Genomic DNA, 16,983 nt, shown 5'->3' with positions numbered 1-16,983 from the left:
TCGGTCAAATCCGTTCGCCTTGCGGCCCGTTGCGCGCACACAGCTGGATGCGTACGGTCCGCAACCACTCACGATACGTGCCGTTGGCAATTCACATTGAGGGATGAGAGATTCTCCCGCCGCGAACCGACTCCCGGGGCCCGCTCGGCTCAGGACTTGGGTCGGAAGGACCCCGTGAGCGTCTTCCAGGTGTCCTTGCGCGTCTCGTCGCCCCACGTCGAGGCCTTCGCGGTGTACATCAGCGCATAGCCGAGGTGGCCGTTGACCACGAACCCGCGGTCTATGGTGCGGAACTTCGTGCCACCTTCGACGTAGGTGAACTCCCAGTCGGCCGTGTTCCAGCCGCGGTAGTCGACCTTCTCTATACGGATCCTCTGGTACTGGGCACGCACCATGGCACCCTCCTGTTTCTTCCAGTCCGCAACCGGGTCGTTCTTGGGCGTACTTGTCCAAGCGACGAGCAGCTTCTGCCCGTCCGGCCCTGTGTAACGGTCACCGGCCCTGTCGGTGGTCCGGTACGACCACCCCTTGGGCAGCCCTATCGAGTACCCCTGGCCGCTCTTGCGGGTGGAGACGACCGGCGCGCTCCCGCCGTCCTTGGAACCGCCCGAGCCGGAGGAGTCGGCGGAGCCGACGCCGCTCGGCGTGGCCGTGGTCGCGTTCCCCGCCGTCGCGGAGTTCGAGCTGTCGCCGTCGGCGCGGGTGCCGTCGTCCTTGTCCTTCGTGTCCTTCTTGGTGTCGGCGCTCGCCGTGACCTTGGAACCCCCGCCGCTCTTGGCCCCCTTGGAGCCGCTGTCGCCGTCACCGTCGGGGAACATGAGCACCAGCACGGTGCCGATGATCGCGAGCGCGACCACCACCGCGATGATCACCAGCGTGCGCCTGGGCACCACGTCGGTGAGCGGCGCCCTGGGCACCGGCCGCGGCGGCAGGTCCGGCGGCGGCACCACGGGCCACCCCGAACTCTGCTTGCCACCGGTAGGATTGACGCCCTGCGCACCCCGCTCCCGGGCATCCGACCCCGCGCCCGGCGTCGAGACCGACCCCGCGGAGCCCGAACCCGCGACGCCCGCGCTCTTGTTGCCCGCCTTACCCGCCGCCGCGGAACCGGCACCCCCGGCCTTCCCGGGCGCCGAAGCCCCCGCGGCTCCCGACGCGTTCGCGCCCTCGCCCTCGCCCTCGCCGCTGTTCTTCGTCCGTGCCGCGGCCGCCGACGTGGCCGCCCCGGCAGCCTTGCGCACCGAACGCAGCGCCCCGCGCAGCTTCTCCCCGGCCTCCTCGCCCCGCTTGCCCTCGGAGCCCGAGGGCTGGGCCGGTAGCGGAACGACTCTCGTCGCGTCCATCGCCTCCGGCTCGGGCGGGTTGAGCACCATGTTGAGCAGGGCCCGCGCGCCTGCGTCGTCGAGGCGCTTGGCCGGGTCCTTGGTGAGCAGACCGTAGATGACGTCCCTGAGCGGGCCCGCGTTCTTGGGCTCCTCCAGCGGCTCGGTCATCACCGCGGTCAGCGTCGCGATCGCCGACCCCTTGTCATAGGGCGGCACGCCCTCGACCGACGCGTACAGCAGGCCGCCCAGCGACCACAGGTCCGCCGCCGGTCCCGGCTTGTGCCCCCGGGCCCGCTCCGGGGAGATGTAGGAGGGGGCGCCGACGAGCATGCCGGTGGAGGTGATGGACGGGTCGCCCTCGACCTGCGCGATGCCGAAGTCGGTGAGCACGACCCGGCCGTCCTCGGCGATCAGCACATTGGACGGCTTCACGTCACGGTGCAGGATGCCCTCGCGGTGCGCGGAACGCAGCACGTCGAGGATCGCGAGCCCGACCTCGGCCGCACGCCTGGGCTCCAGGAGGCCGTCCTCCCGGACTACCTCGGCAAGGGACTTGCCCTCGACGAGCTCCATCACGATCCAGGGCCGGTCGTCCTCCTCGACCACGTCGAAGACCGTCACCGCGCTGTTGTTGCGGATCCGGGCGATCGCCTTGGCCTCGCGCAGGGTGCGCGTGATCAGGCGCCGCTTCTCCTCCTCGTCGATGTTCGAGGGGAACCGCAGTTCCTTGACGGCGACCGTCCGGCCGAGGGTCTCGTCCTCGGCGCGCCACACCGTGCCCATGCCGCCGCGGCCGAGCACATCTCCCAGCCGGTACCGCCCGGCGAGAAGACGCTCGCTCTTGTCCTGACGAGTGTCCTGACGAGATGTCCCCGCCCGCTCCGCCTCCGACATGCGTCCCCTCATGCAACCCGCCCTGACAGAGCCTCCATTGTCCCTCACCCGACAAGTGGTCAATGCCCCAGGGTGCCGGTCACCCCGTCGACGGTCCCACGTACCTGGGGACTCATTGAAGCAAGCATTCCGGCTCCGGTGGATGATGGCCACGACAAGGGAGGAGACGAGATGCCGCCACTTCGGACACTGTCGGCCATATCGGCGTCCCTGGCCCTCCTCGTCGGCCCTCTCGTGGTCTGTACCGCGACCCGGGCCGAGGCGGCCGACGCGATCCTCCCGCTGTTCGTCACCCGGGGCAGGGCACCCGCCGCGGCCCTGCTGTCCCGCGACGAGGACGGCTCCGGCGACGCGCCCTCCTCCCACTACGCGCAGGCGGGCCGGGACATCGCCCGCGCGGACCACTTCCGGGCCGGCAGCATCACCAAGACCTTCGTCGCCACGGTCGTCCTGCAACTCGCCGCCGAACACCGGCTGTCCCTGTCCGACACCGTTGAGCGGTATCTGCCGGGCGTGGTGCGCGGAGCACACGCCGACGGACGGCGCATCACCCTGCGTGCACTGCTCACCCACACCAGCGGTCTCGCCGACTTCACCGCGGTCACCAGAGGCACCGTCCCCCTGACCCCGCTTCAGGCCGTGACCATCGCACTCACCCTCCCTCCGGCCCGTTCGGGCCGCTTCTCCTACTCCAGCACCAACTACGTCCTGCTCGGCATGGTCGTCCGACAGGTCACCGGCCACTCCTACGCCGCCGAGGCCGAGCGGCGCATCATCGCTCCCCTGGGTCTGACGGGCACCTCCTTTCCCGGATCCCGCACCACACTCCCCTCCCCGCACGGCCGCGCCCACACGGCGAACGGGTCCGACGTCACCGATCTCGACCCGCGCGTGGCCGGCGCGGCGGGCGAGCTGGTGACCACGCTCGACGACCTGGACCGCTTCTACGCGGCCCTGCTGGACGGCGAGCTACTGCCCCCGCGCCTGCTGCGCGAGATGCTCAACACCCGCACCGCACACGGCTCGTACGGTTCGGGGATATTCCCGACGAAGCTCCCGTGCGGCACCACGGTGTGGGGACACAACGGCCGTATCTCCGGCAGCTATGTGCGCACCGCGGCCACCGTCGACGGACGCCGTGTCCTCACCTTCCGCGTGAACACGGACACGATGGCGAACCCGAACCTCGAACCCGCGCTGCTCGCGGCCGAGTTCTGCCCCCGCACCCGGTAGAACGAGCGGGTTCCGAACGAAGATCCCGCCTCGTGGCACTCGTTCGAGTGATAGGTGATAGTCGCCGGGCCGGCTCAGAGCGGAACGATGTCCGGCGCCCCCAGCCGCGCCGCGTCCGCCGTCTGGTCGTCCGGCTGGAGCTGCGACTCCCGCTCGGCCTCCACCCGCTTCTCGTAGTGCTCCACCTCGCGCCCGATCTGGTCCTTGTCCCAGCCGAGAACGGGCGCCATGAGCTCTGCGGCCTCGCGGGCACTGCGGGTGCCCCGGTCGAAGGTCTCGATGGAGATGCGGGTGCGGCGGGTCAGCACGTCGTCCAGGTGCCGGGCGCCCTCGTGCGACGCCGCGTAGACGACCTCGGCGCGCAGATAGTCGTCGGCCGCCTGCAGCGGTTCGCCCAGGGAGGGGTCGGCGGCGATGAGGTCGAGGACCTCCTCCGCCATCGAGCCGTACCGGTTCAGCAGGTGCTCCACCCGCACGACGTGCAGCCCGGTGCGCGCGGCGATCCGCGCCCGCGCGTTCCACAGCGCCCGGTAGCCCTCGGCGCCCAGCAGCGGAATGTCCTCGGTGACGCATTCGGCGACCCGCATGTCGAGACCGTGCACCGCCTCGTCGACAGCGTCCTTGGCCATGACCCGGTACGTCGTGTACTTGCCGCCCGCGACGACCACCAGCCCCGGCGCCGGATGCGCCACGGTGTGCTCGCGCGACAGCTTGCTCGTGGCGTCGGACTCGCCCGCCAGCAGCGGGCGCAGTCCGGCGTAGACACCCTGGACGTCGTCGCGCGAGAGCGGCACCGCGAGGGCCGAGTTGACGTGTTCCAGCAGGTAGTCGATGTCGGCGCTGGACGCGGCGGGGTGCGCCTTGTCGAGGTCCCAGTCGGTGTCGGTGGTACCGACGATCCAGTGGCGGCCCCACGGGATGACGAACAGGACGGACTTCTCGGTGCGCAGGATCAGACCGCTCGTGGAGTGGATGCGGTCCTTGGGCACGACCAGGTGGATGCCCTTGGAGGCGCGGACGTGGAACTGTCCCCGCTCGCCCACCATCGCCTGGGTGTCGTCGGTCCACACGCCGGTGGCGTTGACGATCTGCTTGGCGCGGATCTCGTACTCGCCGCCGCCCTCCACGTCCTGCACCCGGGCTCCGACGACCCGTTCACCCTCGCGCAGGAAGGCGGTCACGCGCGCGCGGTTGGCCGCCTTCGCGCCGTACGACACCGCCGTGCGCACCAGCGTCGCCACATAGCGGGCGTCGTCCATCTGCGCGTCGTAGTACTGCAGTGCGCCGACCAGGGCGTCCTTGCGCAGGGCGGGGGCGACGCGCAGGGCGTGACGGCGGCTCAGGTGGCGGTGCATCGGCAGGCCGCGGCCGTGACCTCGGGCCATCGACATGGTGTCGTAGAGCGCGACGCCCGATCCGGCGTACAGACGCTCCCAGCCCTTGTGCTGGAGCGGGTACAGGAACGGCACGGGCTTGACCAGGTGGGGGGCGAGCCGCTCCAGCAGCAGTCCGCGTTCCTTCAGTGCCTCGCGGACCAGGGCGAAGTCGAGCATCTCCAGATAGCGCAGGCCGCCGTGGATCAGCTTGCTGGACCTGCTGGACGTGCCCGACGCCCAGTCACGGGCCTCGACCAGTCCCGTGGACAGACCGCGGGTCACCGCGTCCAGCGCGGTGCCGGAGCCGACGACTCCACCGCCCACGACCAGTACGTCCAGCTCACGCTCGGCCATGGCCGCCAGTGACTCGGCGCGCTGTGCCGGCCCCAGTGTCGCTGTCCTCACCGCTGCCTCCCGCTGTCGATCACATCGGTCGCGTCGGCCGCACCCGGTGGGCGAAGCCCGGTCCGTCTCCTCCTGCCCAAATTCTGACCGGGATGCCCGACTTCAGCCACCACTCGCCCCCAGCCTGTGGACAACAGACGCGGAACCCCCGGAAGACACAGGGAAACAATCCCGCATAAGGGTCATATTTACTCCTAGTCTGACATTGCGCTCGCCCGTCCTGTCCACCGGGCTTGCGCACCTGTCCCGCTTCGGTTACTGGGAAGGACGGCCCACCCCATGCCCGCAGACCTCGCCGTCATCGGACTCGGTCCCTACGGCCTGCCCCTCGCCCAGGCCGCGGTGGCCGCCGGAATCCCCACGCTCGGATACGCCACCGGGCCCGAGGCCGGCCCGCTCAGCCCCGCCGAACTGCGCCGGATGCTCTCGGGGGGCTTCCGGCAGGCCAGCGACCCGGCGGGGCTGGGCCGGGTGCGCACCGCGGTGATCTGCGCGCCGACCCCACGGGGTGCGGACGGCGGGCTCGACCTGGGCCAGGTGGAGGCGGCCGCCCGCACCCTGGCCGAGCGGCTGCGCCCGCACACCACCGTGATCCTGGAGTCGCCCGTGCAACCGGGCACGACCGAGGAATTCCTGCGGCCCCTGCTGGAGGAGGGCTCGGGACTGCGTGCGGGCCGCGACTTCCACCTCGCCTACGCGCCGAGCCGTGTCGACCCCGGCAACCGCGACTTCGCCCCGGCCAACACCCCCAAGGTCATCGGGGGCCTCACCCCCGCCTGCACCGAGTCGGCGGCCGCCTTCTACTCACGGCTCACCGACAAGGTCGTACGCGCGCGTGGACCGCGTGAGGCGGAGACGGTGCAGCTCCTGGAGAGCAACTTCCGGCACGTCAACATCGCGCTCGTCAACGAAATGGCCGTCCTGTGCAATGACTTGGGTGTCGATCTGTGGGACGTCATCCGCTGCGCCGAGACCAAGCCGTTCGGTTTCCAGGCCTTCCGGCCGGGTCCCGGCGTCGGCGGCCACGGCGTCCCGCAGGACCTGACGGGGCACCCGGGACGCACGCTGCGCATGGTGGAGCTGGCCCAGCAGGTCAACAGCGGGATGCCCCGGTACGTCGTCCAACGCGCCGCGGCCCTCCTCAACGAGCACGGGAAGTCGGCCCGCGGCGCGCGCGTGCTGCTGCTCGGCATCACCTACAAGGCCGACCTCGCCGACCAGCAGGGCACACCCGCCCATGAGATCGCGGTCCGGCTGATGGAACTGGGCGCCTCCGTCAGCTACCACGACCCGCTCGTGCCGTCCTGGAGTGTCCTGGACCGTCCGGTCCCGCGCGCGGACTCCCTGTACGAGGCCGCCGCCGACGCCGACCTGACGATCCTGCTCCAGCAGCACCGGACGTACGACCTCCAGGGCCTGACGGTGAAGGCGCAGCTGCTCCTCGACACGCGGGGAGCCACGCCGACCGGGGCCGCGCACCGGCTCTGAGCGGGAAAACCGCGGGGGCGTTGTCGGTGGGGCCTGTTAATCTCCACCACGTTCGCCGCACACGTGTGCGTGCGCATCACCGCTCTGCCATCCAGTTCTCCAACCGGCATGCCCGGTCGGTTTTTCGTGTCCCGTGGGGGGATCTCTGTCATGAGCCAGTCAGTTCCGCCGCCTCAGCCGCAGCCCCAGCCCGGCCCGGCCGACGCCAACCCGTACGCCCAGCAGCCGGGCGCCAACCCGTACGCCGCGCAGCCGGGCGCCGTACCGCCGCCCCCGGCGCCGCCCGCGCCGAGCAAGGACAACATCGCACTCGGCCTGGTCGCGGCCCTCGGCGCCGCCGTGGTCGCCGCCGGGATCTACGGCCTCGTCATCGGTCTCACCAAGCACGAGATCGGCTGGGCGGCGGTCGGCGTCGGCTTCGTCATCGGCGTGGCGGCCGGCAAGCTCGGCGGCCGCAACCCCGCGCTGGCCGTCGTCAGCCCCGTCCTCGCGCTGGGCTCCGTCTACATCGGCCAGCTGGTCGGCGACGCCATGATCATCGCCGACACCTTCGGACGGAGCTTCAACGAGGTGTTCTTCCAGCACTTCGACGTCGTCCAGGAAGCCTGGAAGGCCGACGCCGACCCGCTGACCTTCGTGTTCCTCGCGATCGCCGCATGGGCCGCGTTCTCGGGCGCGAGGAAGGCCGCGGCCTGACCGGCGCACGGGTTGCGCACGGGGGCGCGTGAGGTGCGGAGCCGCCGGGTTGGTGGCGTGGGGGATCACCCGCCGGTACCTTGAGGCAGGTGGAGCCCACCGCAGCGGGTACTGCGGCAGGCTCCTGGATGGAGCACGGAGTGTCCGCCCCTAGTTACCGTGGGGGCGGCCGCTCACCGTCCGACGCAAAAGGTGGAGCCCACCGCAGAGGGCACTGCGGCAGGCTCCTGGATGGAGCACGGAGTGTCCGCCCCTAGGTCTCATGGGGGCGGCCGCTCACCATCCGAAAATCCGCAAGATCCACCTCCTCCGGCACTTGACCGTCCACAGACGGATCCGGTCCCAGCGGGTGGGCTTGCGGTGACGACCCATGGGCGCCCCCTTCCACGACACCGCCCAGTAGCCCGGTGAACGGTCCGTCGGAAATCGGGCCGGGCCCCGAGGAGCTGGGGCCCGGAACCATGTCCTTGGAAGGGGGCGCTCCAGGAACCTGGGGCGCCGACACGGACGTTATCGCCCTCGGCCCCGCTCACCAGCCCGTATTCGCCCCGAAGGCAACCGCACGCCCCCACACCACCCCACGCGCCCCCGCGGGCCCGCTCGGGCATGCGAAAGGGGCCGGTCACCTCACCAGGCGACCGGCCCCCTCACGTCGTACGGACTACCGCCTGTGCTGCGAGTCCGCCACCGTCACCTCGACCCGCTGGAACTCCTTGAGCTCGCTGTAGCCGGTGGTGGCCATGGCGCGGCGCAGGGCGCCGAAGAAGTTCATCGAGCCGTCGGGGCTGTGGGACGGGCCGGTGAGGATCTCCTCGATGGTGCCGACGGTGCCCAGGTCGACCTTCTTGCCGCGCGGCAGTTCCTCGTTGACCGCCTCCATGCCCCAGTGGTGGCCCTTGCCGGGCGCGTCCGTGGCGCGGGCCAGCGGGGAGCCCATCATGACGGAGTCGGCGCCGCAGGCGATCGCCTTCGGGAGGTCGCCGGACCAGCCGACGCCGCCGTCCGCGATCACATGCACATAGCGGCCGCCGGACTCGTCCATGTAGTCGCGGCGGGCCGCGGCGACATCGGCGACGGCGGTGGCCATCGGGACCTGGATGCCCAGCACGTTGCGCGTGGTGTGCGCGGCGCCGCCGCCGAAGCCCACCAGGACGCCGGCCGCGCCGGTGCGCATCAGGTGCAGGGCCGCGGTGTAGGTGGCGCAGCCGCCCACGATCACCGGGACGTCGAGCTCGTAGATGAACTGCTTCAGGTTCAGCGGCTCGTGCGAGGACGACACGTGCTCCGCGGAGACCGTCGTACCGCGGATGACGAAGATGTCGACGCCCGCATCCACGACCGCCTTGGAGAACTGCGCCGTGCGCTGCGGGGAGAGCGCGGCCGCCGTGACCACGCCGGAGTCGCGCACCTCCTTGATGCGCGCGCCGATCAGCTCCTCCTTGATGGGAGCCGCGTAGATGTCCTGGAGACGGCGGGTCGCGGCCTCGGCCGGCAACTCGGCGATCTCGTCCAGCAGGGGCTGCGGGTCCTCGTACCGCGTCCACAGGCCCTCGAGGTTCAGCACGCCCAGGCCGCCGAGCTCGCCGATGCGGATCGCGGTGGCCGGGGAGACGACCGAGTCCATGGGGGCGGCCAGGAAGGGCAGCTCGAAGCGGTAGGCGTCGATCTGCCAGGCGATCGAGACCTCCTTCGGGTCCCGCGTACGGCGGCTGGGGACGACGGCGATGTCGTCGAAGGCGTACGCCCGGCGGCCGCGCTTGCCGCGCCCGATCTCGATCTCAGTCACGATGGTGGCCTTTCCCTGATGCGTTCAGCGTCTTCCAGTATCGCCGACGGGCAGGGCACCGCTCCCGCGGAGGTACGGCGAGGGCGGCCCCGAAAGCTCCGGGGCCGCCCTCTTCGACGTCTCAGCCGCGGAAAATCCGCTCCACGCGCGCGTGCGTCACTTCCGCGTGTAGTTCGGTGCCTCGACCGTCATCTGGATGTCGTGCGGGTGGCTCTCCTTCAGACCCGCGGAGGTGATCCGGACGAACCGGCCGTTGTCCTGCAGCTCCGGCACGGTCCTGCCGCCGACGTAGAACATCGACTGGCGCAGACCGCCCACCAGCTGGTGGACGACGGAGGACAGCGGGCCGCGGTAGGGCACCTGGCCCTCGATGCCCTCGGGGATCAGCTGCTCGTCGGAGGCGACGCCCTCCTGGAAGTAGCGGTCCTTGGAGAACGACTTGCGCTCGCCACGGGACTGCATGGCGCCCAGCGAGCCCATGCCGCGGTACGACTTGAACTGCTTGCCGTTGATGAACAGCAACTCGCCCGGCGACTCCTCGCAGCCCGCGAGCAGCGAGCCCAGCATGACCGTGTCGGCGCCCGCGACCAGGGCCTTGGCGATGTCGCCGGAGTACTGCAGACCGCCGTCGCCGATGACCGGGACACCGGCCTCCTTGGCGGCCAGGGACGCCTCGTAGATGGCGGTGACCTGCGGGACGCCGATGCCGGCGACGACCCGGGTCGTGCAGATGGAGCCGGGGCCGACGCCGACCTTGATGCCGTCCGCGCCCGCGTCGACCAGGGACCGGGCGCCGTCGCGGGTGGCGATGTTGCCGCCGATGACGTCGACGCCGGAGGAGTTGGACTTGATCTTGGCGATCATGTCGCCGACCAGGCGGGAGTGGCCGTGCGCGGTGTCGACGACGATGAAGTCCACACCGCGCTCGATCAGGGCCTGGGCGCGCTCGAAGGAGTCACCGGCGACACCGACCGCGGCGCCGACCAGCAGGCGGCCCTCGGCGTCCTTGGCGGCGTTCGGGTACTGCTCGGCCTTGACGAAGTCCTTGACCGTGATCAGGCCCTTGAGGATGCCGTCGTCGTCGACCAGCGGCAGCTTCTCGATCTTGTGCTTGCGCAGCAGCTCGATGGCCTCGGCGCCGGAGATGCCGACCTTGCCGGTGACCAGCGGCATCGGCGTCATGACGTCGCGGACCTTCTGGCTGCGGTCCGACTCGAAGGCCATGTCACGGTTGGTGACGATGCCGAGGAGCTTCTTGTTGCCGTCCGTCACCGGGACGCCGCTGATGCGGAACTTGGCACACAGGCCGTCGGCCTCGGCGAGCGTGGCGTCGGGGTGCACCGTGATCGGGTCGGCCACCATCCCGGACTCGGAGCGCTTCACCAGGTCGACCTGGTTGGCCTGGTCCTCGATGGAGAGGTTGCGGTGCAGTACGCCGACGCCGCCCTGGCGGGCCATCGCGATCGCCATGCGCGACTCGGTGACCTTGTCCATGGCGGCGGACAGGAGCGGGATGTTGACCCGCACGTTCTTGGAGACGTACGAGGCGGTGTCGATCTCGTCGGGTGCCATGTCCGACGGGCCCGGCAGCAGCAGCACGTCGTCGTAGGTCAGCCCGAGTGTCGCGAATTTTCCGGGCACTCCGTCGACGTTGGCAGTCATGACACCTTCCCCAAATGGCCTTGATCGGTGCGGATGTCCATGCTAACGGGAAGCGTGGCTCACTCATTCCACGGTTCTGAGTGACTTCGGGCTTCGTGTGTTCGTACGGAACGGACGGCCCGCCTGTTCAAAGAAGGGGCTTACTGCACAGGGGTTACTGCTCGGCAAGCGCCCGCAGTCTGCTCAGCGCCCGGTGCTGGGCCACCCGTACCGCTCCGGGTGACATTCCCAACATCTGACCCGTCTCCTCCGCGGTCAACCCCACGGCGATCCTCAGCAGCAGCAGTTCGCGCTGGTTCTCCGGAAGGTTGGCCAGCAGTTTCTTGGCCCACTCGGCATCGCTGCTGAGCAGCGCGCGCTCCTCGGGGCCCAGGGAGTCGTCCGGGCGCTCCGGCATCTCGTCCGAGGGAATGGCCGTGGAACCGGGGTGGCGCATCGCGGCGCGCTGCAGGTCGGCGACCTTGTGCGAGGCGATGGCGAAGACGAACGCCTCGAAGGGGCGGCCCGTGTCTCTGTAGCGGGGCAGGGCGAGCAGGACCGCGACGCAGACTTCCTGTGCGAGGTCCTCGACGAAGTGCCGGGCGTCACCGGGAAGCCGGGACAGCCGGGTGCGGCAGTAGCGCAGGGCCAGGGGGTGGACATGGGCGAGCAGGTCGTGCGTGGCCTGCTCGTCCCCGTCGACGGCGCGATGCACCAGGGCACCGATCACCCCGTGGGCCGTGCCCGCCTCGTCGTCGCGCATCGGTCCATGGTGCCTTGCGGCCGTCCGGTCCGTCGCATCGTGCCCGTGGTTGTGCACTGAAGCGTTATGAGCAGGTGCGCCGGAACTCATCCCCTGCGCCCTCCCCTTCCGCTCGAACGACTCGTCCCCGAGAGACTCCACACCTCAAGGATGCGTCATCCGCGGCGAAACGAGCAGCGGGCACCCGGTCGGCCCCGCCCGCCAGGTGGCAGGCGGGGAGCCCCGGACCGTCCGCACCCCCGCTACCGTTCACTCTCCTACCGGACCAGTCCCCACCGGAAACCGAGCGCCACCGCGTGCGCACGGTCCGAGGCGCCGAGCTTCTTGAACAGGCGTCGGGCGTGGGTCTTCACCGTGTCCTCGGAGAGGAACAGCTCCCGGCCGATCTCGGCGTTGGAGCGGCCGTGACTCATGCCCTCCAGCACCTGGATCTCGCGCGCGGTGAGGGTGGGCGCGGCGCCCATCTCGGCCGAGCGCAGCCGGCGCGGAGCGAGCCGCCAGGTCGGGTCGGCGAGGGCCTGCGTCACCGTGGCGCGCAGCTCGGCGCGTGAGGCGTCCTTGTGCAGATAGCCCCGGGCGCCGGCGGCGACCGCGAGGGCCACGCCGTCGAGGTCCTCGGCGACGGTGAGCATGATGATGCGCGCGCCGGGGTCCGCGGACAGCAGCCGGCGCACGGTCTCGACGCCGCCCAGTCCGGGCATGCGTACGTCCATCAGAATCAGGTCCGAGCGGTCGGCGCCCCAGCGGCGGAGGACTTCCTCGCCGTTGGCCGCCGTCGTCACGCGCTCGACGCCGGGCACGGTCGCGACCGCGCGGCGGAGCGCCTCTCGGGCAAGCGGGGAGTCGTCGCAGACGAGGACGGATGTCATGGCCGCCCTCCGCAGCTGATGCGCGTCACCTTGTGCCTCCAGGCTGGTACGGAATCGTCACCTGTGCGGTCGACCGTCTCGGACGCCTGCCCGAGCTCTTGTGTTTTCAACCGCCTCCGCACTCTCAACGACGGTCACTCGAAAGAGTTACGGGGCTGCCTGTCATCTTCGGCACTCTACGTGAGGGGGCGGACACGGGGCAGACATGCCCGACAGACCCTCAACTTTTCATCACAACCTATGCCCCGTTTAGCCCATTTTCTTCCCGTTTCACGGTGTCTGGGGCTAGATTCGCAATGAGTCATATTTTCATCTCCTTAGACCGGAGATGTACGGTCGTTGGCACCGTATCCGCCCAGAACGGCTACAAGGGGTCACGTAATGGCAGATTTCTCCCGCCTTCCCGGACCGAACGCGGACCTGTGGGACTGGCAGCTCCTGGCTGCCTGCCGTGGGGTCGACAGTTCGCTCTTCTTCCATCCGGAAGGTGAGCGCGGGGCGGCTCGGAGCGCTCGAGAGAACTCGGCGAAGGAGGTCTGCATGAGGTGCCCGGTCCGCGCGGAGTGCGCGGCGCACGCGTTGGCCGTGCGCGAGCCGTACGGCGTGTGGGGCGGCCTGACCGAGGACGAGCGCGAAGAGCTCATGGGGCGGGCGAGAAACCGGCTGGTGTCGGCTTCCACGTCCAACGCGGACGCCGCCTCGCACGACTGAAGGAACGTTTTTTCAAAGAGCGACACATCACCGCACGAGGGCATGCGTACGCCTGCCCTCGTTTTCCACGCGCACACGTGCCCGCGACTTCACTGTCTGCGGGCCGCCCCCGCCAGCTGCTCCAGCGTCGCCGCGACCGCCGGCACCTGGGCCAGATCGGGCAGAGTGAGGGCGACGATCTCCCGCCGCACCGCCGGTTCCAGCACCACCGTCCGCGCGCCCCTGGGACGTACGGACTCGATCGCCAGCTGAGGCAGGACGGCGACGCCGAGACCCGCGCCCACCAGGCCGACCACCGCCGGGTAGTCGTCGGTGGCGAAGTCGATACGAGGCGTGAAGCCCGCGCCCTCGCAGACCTCCACCAGCTGACCGCGGCAGCGCGGACAGCCCGCGATCCAGGGTTCCCCGGCGAGCTCGCCGATCGCGACGGACTCCGCGCGCGCGAGACGGTGCCGTTCGGGCACCAGGCCGACCAGCCGGTCCGTCAGCAGCGGCCGCACCACGAGGTCGTCCCACTCCTCGGCACCCGCCGCGCCCTCGTACCGGAAGGCGAGCGCCACGTCGCAGTCGCCCTCGCGCAGCAGCTCCACGGACCTGGGGGGCTCCGCCTCCTCCAGGGAGACCCGGGTGCCGGGGTGCGCGGCGCGCAGGGCGGCGAGGGCGGTGGGGACGAGGGTGGAGCTGCCGCTGGGGAAGGAGACCAGCCGGACCCGGCCCGCGCGCAGGCCGGCGATCGCGGCGACCTCCTCCTCGGCGGCCGTGAGTCCGGCGAGGATCCCGGAGGCATGCCGGACGAGTGCCTCGCCCGCCTGGGTCAGCCGCATCTCGCGACCACTGCGGACCAGCAGCGGGGTGCCGACCGAGGCCTCCAGGGACTTCATCTGCTGGCTGATGGCGGGCTGGGTGCAGCCGAGCTCGCGCCCCGCCGCCGAGAAGGAGCCGGTGCCGGCGACGGCGCGCAGGACGCGGAGATGACGGGCCTCGATCACCCTCCGATCATAAGTCACCCTTGGGTTTCGCGCCCAATAATGCGTCGACGCTTTGAGGTCGCTCCCTTACCGTGTGGCCATGAGGCTTCTCTCGGTGAACCTGGGCCACGCGCGGGCCGCGGAGTACACGGACCAGCCCGAGGGCCTGACCGGCATCGACAAGCGGCCCGTCGACGGGCCGGTGCAGGTGGCGGCACCCGGCCCCAAAAACACGGCCGGGAGCGGACTCGCCGGGGACTCGGTGTGCGACCTGCGCCACCACGGCGGCGACGACCAGGCGGTGTACGCGTTCGCGCGCGAGGACCTCGACGACTGGGAGCGGGAGCTGGGGCGCACGCTCGCCAACGGCGCCTTCGGCGAGAACCTCACGACCGAGGGCCTGGACGTGTCCGGCGCCCTGATCGGCGAGCGCTGGCGGATCGGCCCGGCGCTCGTGCTGGAGGTGACCTGCGGACGCATACCCTGCCGCACCTTCCAGGCCCATCTGGGCGAGCGGGGGTGGGTGAAGCGGTTCACGCAGAAGGGTGCGCCGGGTGCCTACCTCCGGGTGATCGAGCCGGGCGGGATCCGGGCGGGCGACCGGGTGGAGATCGTGCACCGGCCGGACCACGACGTGACGGTGGCGCTGCAGTTCCGTGCGGAGACGACCCGGCGGGAGCTGCTGCCGCGCGTGCTCGCCGCGGGTACGGCCCTGCATCCGGAGGCACTTGAGGAAGCGCGGAAGTACGTGGCGAAGTACCCCGGCAAGTACGGGCTTCGGCACGAGCCCTGAGCCGCCGTCACGACACGGACTCCTTCAGCCCGGGTAACTACTCTTGGGCCATGACAACGGCTCTGATTACGGGATCGACCGCGGGAATCGGTGCCGCGTTCGCGCGGCGGCTGGCGGCTGACGGGCACAACCTCGTCCTGGTGGCACGGGACACCAAACGGCTGCACGAACAGGCGACCGAGCTGCACGACCGGCACGGCATCGAGGCCGAGGTGCTGACGGCCGACCTGGCCGAGGACGCCGGCATCGAAACGGTCGCCGCGCGCCTGGCCGACCGCAGGAACCCCGTCGACCTGCTGGTCAACAACGCGGGCTTCGGCAACAAGGGCCGCTATCTCGATGTGTCGATGGCCGACGAGCTGAGGATGCTCAAGGTGCACTGCGAGGCGGTGCTGCGGCTGACCTCGGCGGCCGCGGAGGCGATGCGCGAGCGCGGGCGCGGTGGGGTGGTGAACGTCGCGTCGGTGGCCGCGTTCGTCCCGCGGGGCACGTACGGGGCGTCCAAGGCGTGGGTCGTGCAGTTCACGCAGGGTGCGGCGAAGGACCTGGCCGGCAGCGGCGTACGGCTGATGGCGCTGTGCCCCGGCTTCGTGCGCACGGAGTTCCACGAGCGGGCCGGCATGGGCACGGACAACATCCCGGGCTGGATGTGGCTGGACGCGGACAAGCTGGTCACGGCGGCGCTGGCCGATCTGGCGCGCGGGAAGTCGCTGTCCATTCCGGACCCGCGCTACAAGACGCTGATGGGACTCGTGAAGGTCACACCCCGGGCACTGCTCGGCGGGATCACCTCGAAGACGGGTCGCAAGTACGGGCCCCAGTAAGCGAGCACGGGCCCCAGTAGGCAAGTACGGGCCTCAGTAGGCAGGATCTCTGCTTCCGTCTCTTCGTCCATGCAGCACGCCCTCTTCGTCCAAGACGCCCACCCCGGCCTCCAGTTCATGGCCGCTTGCCGGGTCCGGCGCGCATGCTCCGGCTCGCGCGGGCGTCACGCGCGGTGGCGGAGCACCGCGGCACGCACCTTCAGGAGCGTGGGGAGCAGGGCGTAGACCACGGCCGGGACGACCACACCGGTGACGATCAGGTTGCGCAGCAGCACCGGGAAGCCCATGACATAGGGGCCGATCAGGAGCTGCGCGAGGGTGAGGGCCGCGAAGACCGACAGCCAGGTGAACAGGAACCGGGTGTGGATGGAGGGCAGCGCCGCCGGGGACACGGCCCGGGCCCGCACCGGAGTCCGGGGAGCGGCGGCCGTCGCGGCGGTGACGGTCTCGGCAGCCGCGGTCTTGGCAATGGTGGCGGGGCGGGGAGCGACGGTGGTCATGACGGATTCCAATCCGGTCGGCGTCTGTACGACGACTAAATCAACCAACTAGTTGGTTGTCAACCATCTGGTTGGTTGGCGATCGGGGGCATGGCGGCCTAGCCTGCAGTCATGACACGGGACCCTGGCCACACCAAGGAGCGGCTGCTCACCGCCGCGAACGAAGAATTCGCAGCTCACGGAATTGCCGGCGCGCGCGTCGACCGCATCGCCGCGAGCGCGGGGGTCAACAAGGAGCGCATCTACGGCTACTTCGGCAACAAGCAGAAACTCTTCGACGCGGTCGTGGCGCGCGCTCTGGACGAGGTCGCCGAGGCCGTACCGCTCCAGGGCGGGGACGATCCGGCCGAGTACGTGGGGCGGGTCTACGACTTCCACCGCGACAACCCCGTGCTCGTGCGGCTTCTGCTGTGGGAGGGCCTGCACTACCGCAACGAGGTGCTGCCGGGGGAGGACAGCCGACGCCGTCATTACGAGGACAAGATCGCCGCGCTCGCGCGGAGCATGGAGCTCCCCCGGGCCCTGGGCGAGGAGGCGCCCGCCGAGGTCGCTCCCGTGCTGCTGACCCTGATCGGCCTGGCCGTGTGGCCGCACGCGGTGCCGCAGATGGCACGGCTGATCCTGGGCACGGCCGCGCCCGAGGTGGATCTGCGCGAGCACGTGGTGGAGTTCGCGCGGCGGGCCGTCACGGGGGCACGCACCGGGGTCTGA

Annotated in this window: 15 protein-coding genes; 7 read left to right on the top strand and 8 right to left on the bottom strand. The window is 70.6% G+C overall.

The genetic code is table 11. The annotated features are described in order from the left end of the window. Positions 1 to 149: 149 nt before the first annotated feature. The gene (locus tag N8I87_RS24385) at positions 150 to 2,219 is read right to left on the bottom strand and encodes a serine/threonine-protein kinase (protein ID WP_263211730.1); all 2,070 of its coding nucleotides are present in this window, start codon (positions 2,217 to 2,219) and stop codon (positions 150 to 152) included. A gap of 171 nt (positions 2,220 to 2,390) precedes the next feature. On the opposite strand from N8I87_RS24385, the gene N8I87_RS24380 reads away from it, so the two are divergent. Beyond that, positions 2,391 to 3,452, top strand: coding sequence for a serine hydrolase domain-containing protein (locus tag N8I87_RS24380; protein ID WP_263211728.1), 1,062 nt, complete (start codon positions 2,391 to 2,393; stop codon positions 3,450 to 3,452). A gap of 74 nt (positions 3,453 to 3,526) precedes the next feature. On the opposite strand, the gene N8I87_RS24375 is transcribed toward N8I87_RS24380, so the two are convergent. Next, positions 3,527 to 5,233 carry a glycerol-3-phosphate dehydrogenase/oxidase gene (locus N8I87_RS24375; protein ID WP_263211727.1) on the bottom strand — a complete coding sequence of 569 codons (1,707 nt, stop codon included), beginning with the start codon at positions 5,231 to 5,233 and terminating at the stop codon, positions 3,527 to 3,529. 279 nt (positions 5,234 to 5,512) lie between these two features. On the opposite strand from N8I87_RS24375, the gene N8I87_RS24370 reads away from it, so the two are divergent. Next, a complete protein-coding gene (locus tag N8I87_RS24370) occupies positions 5,513 to 6,721 on the top strand; it encodes a nucleotide sugar dehydrogenase (RefSeq protein ID WP_263211725.1) in 1,209 nt (402 codons plus the stop codon). Positions 6,722 to 6,871: 150 nt separating this feature from the next. Next, complete coding sequence (locus N8I87_RS24365) at positions 6,872 to 7,417, top strand: hypothetical protein (protein WP_263211724.1); 546 nt, start codon at positions 6,872 to 6,874, stop codon at positions 7,415 to 7,417. 661 nt (positions 7,418 to 8,078) lie between these two features. On the opposite strand, the gene N8I87_RS24360 is transcribed toward N8I87_RS24365, so the two are convergent. The 4 genes from N8I87_RS24360 to N8I87_RS24345 all read right to left on the bottom strand — a co-directional run bounded on the left by N8I87_RS24360 (position 8,079) and on the right by N8I87_RS24345 (position 12,476). Continuing rightward, positions 8,079 to 9,203, bottom strand: a complete 1,125-nt coding sequence (locus N8I87_RS24360; RefSeq protein WP_263211723.1) for a GuaB3 family IMP dehydrogenase-related protein — start codon at positions 9,201 to 9,203, stop codon at positions 8,079 to 8,081. A 156-nt stretch (positions 9,204 to 9,359) separates the two neighbouring features. After that, on the bottom strand, positions 9,360 to 10,865 hold the full coding sequence (gene guaB / locus N8I87_RS24355) for an IMP dehydrogenase (RefSeq protein WP_263211721.1): 1,506 nt from the start codon (positions 10,863 to 10,865) through the stop codon (positions 9,360 to 9,362). 154 nt (positions 10,866 to 11,019) lie between these two features. Next, positions 11,020 to 11,607, bottom strand: coding sequence for a sigma-70 family RNA polymerase sigma factor (locus tag N8I87_RS24350; RefSeq protein ID WP_263211719.1), 588 nt, complete (start codon positions 11,605 to 11,607; stop codon positions 11,020 to 11,022). A 257-nt stretch (positions 11,608 to 11,864) separates the two neighbouring features. Beyond that, the gene (locus N8I87_RS24345) at positions 11,865 to 12,476 is read right to left on the bottom strand and encodes a response regulator transcription factor (protein WP_003948568.1); all 612 of its coding nucleotides are present in this window, start codon (positions 12,474 to 12,476) and stop codon (positions 11,865 to 11,867) included. Between the two features lie 381 nt (positions 12,477 to 12,857). On the opposite strand from N8I87_RS24345, the gene N8I87_RS24340 reads away from it, so the two are divergent. Next, a complete protein-coding gene (locus N8I87_RS24340) occupies positions 12,858 to 13,187 on the top strand; it encodes a WhiB family transcriptional regulator (RefSeq protein WP_263211718.1) in 330 nt (109 codons plus the stop codon). A gap of 89 nt (positions 13,188 to 13,276) precedes the next feature. On the opposite strand, the gene N8I87_RS24335 is transcribed toward N8I87_RS24340, so the two are convergent. Beyond that, complete coding sequence (locus N8I87_RS24335) at positions 13,277 to 14,176, bottom strand: LysR family transcriptional regulator (protein WP_263211716.1); 900 nt, start codon at positions 14,174 to 14,176, stop codon at positions 13,277 to 13,279. Positions 14,177 to 14,255: 79 nt separating this feature from the next. On the opposite strand from N8I87_RS24335, the gene N8I87_RS24330 reads away from it, so the two are divergent. Together N8I87_RS24330 and N8I87_RS24325 are read left to right on the top strand one after the other, a co-directional pair. Continuing rightward, entirely contained in the window at positions 14,256 to 14,948 is a 693-nt protein-coding gene (locus N8I87_RS24330) for an MOSC domain-containing protein (protein WP_263211715.1), read from the top strand. Between the two features lie 50 nt (positions 14,949 to 14,998). Next, positions 14,999 to 15,772: an SDR family NAD(P)-dependent oxidoreductase gene (locus N8I87_RS24325; protein ID WP_263211713.1), complete on the top strand. Its 774-nt coding sequence runs from the start codon at positions 14,999 to 15,001 to the stop codon at positions 15,770 to 15,772. A gap of 164 nt (positions 15,773 to 15,936) precedes the next feature. Here the strand turns inward: N8I87_RS24325 and N8I87_RS24320 are convergent, their stop codons facing one another. Next, positions 15,937 to 16,272 (bottom strand): hypothetical protein, encoded by a 336-nt coding sequence (locus tag N8I87_RS24320; RefSeq protein WP_263211711.1) that lies wholly within the window; start codon positions 16,270 to 16,272, stop codon positions 15,937 to 15,939. A gap of 111 nt (positions 16,273 to 16,383) precedes the next feature. Between N8I87_RS24320 and N8I87_RS24315 the strand changes: the two genes are divergently transcribed. After that, positions 16,384 to 16,983 carry a TetR/AcrR family transcriptional regulator gene (locus N8I87_RS24315; protein WP_263211709.1) on the top strand — a complete coding sequence of 200 codons (600 nt, stop codon included), beginning with the start codon at positions 16,384 to 16,386 and terminating at the stop codon, positions 16,981 to 16,983.

This window comes from Streptomyces sp. HUAS 15-9, from assembly GCF_025642155.1.
GTDB lineage: Bacteria > Actinomycetota > Actinomycetes > Streptomycetales > Streptomycetaceae > Streptomyces.
This window is presented reverse-complemented; position numbering and strand designations above follow the sequence as displayed.

Coding starts and splice junctions, on each gene's coding strand:
- N8I87_RS24315 (WP_263211709.1), top strand. CDS start 16,384: ATGACACGGGACCCTGGCCACACCAAGGAGCGGCTGCTCACCGCCGCG.
- N8I87_RS24340 (WP_263211718.1), top strand. CDS start 12,858: ATGGCAGATTTCTCCCGCCTTCCCGGACCGAACGCGGACCTGTGGGAC.
- N8I87_RS24325 (WP_263211713.1), top strand. CDS start 14,999: ATGACAACGGCTCTGATTACGGGATCGACCGCGGGAATCGGTGCCGCG.
- N8I87_RS24365 (WP_263211724.1), top strand. CDS start 6,872: ATGAGCCAGTCAGTTCCGCCGCCTCAGCCGCAGCCCCAGCCCGGCCCG.
- N8I87_RS24320 (WP_263211711.1), bottom strand. CDS start 16,272: ATGACCACCGTCGCTCCCCGCCCCGCCACCATTGCCAAGACCGCGGCT.
- N8I87_RS24350 (WP_263211719.1), bottom strand. CDS start 11,607: ATGCGCGACGACGAGGCGGGCACGGCCCACGGGGTGATCGGTGCCCTG.
- N8I87_RS24380 (WP_263211728.1), top strand. CDS start 2,391: ATGCCGCCACTTCGGACACTGTCGGCCATATCGGCGTCCCTGGCCCTC.
- N8I87_RS24385 (WP_263211730.1), bottom strand. CDS start 2,219: ATGTCGGAGGCGGAGCGGGCGGGGACATCTCGTCAGGACACTCGTCAG.
- N8I87_RS24370 (WP_263211725.1), top strand. CDS start 5,513: ATGCCCGCAGACCTCGCCGTCATCGGACTCGGTCCCTACGGCCTGCCC.
- guaB (WP_263211721.1), bottom strand. CDS start 10,865: ATGACTGCCAACGTCGACGGAGTGCCCGGAAAATTCGCGACACTCGGG.
- N8I87_RS24345 (WP_003948568.1), bottom strand. CDS start 12,476: ATGACATCCGTCCTCGTCTGCGACGACTCCCCGCTTGCCCGAGAGGCG.
- N8I87_RS24330 (WP_263211715.1), top strand. CDS start 14,256: ATGAGGCTTCTCTCGGTGAACCTGGGCCACGCGCGGGCCGCGGAGTAC.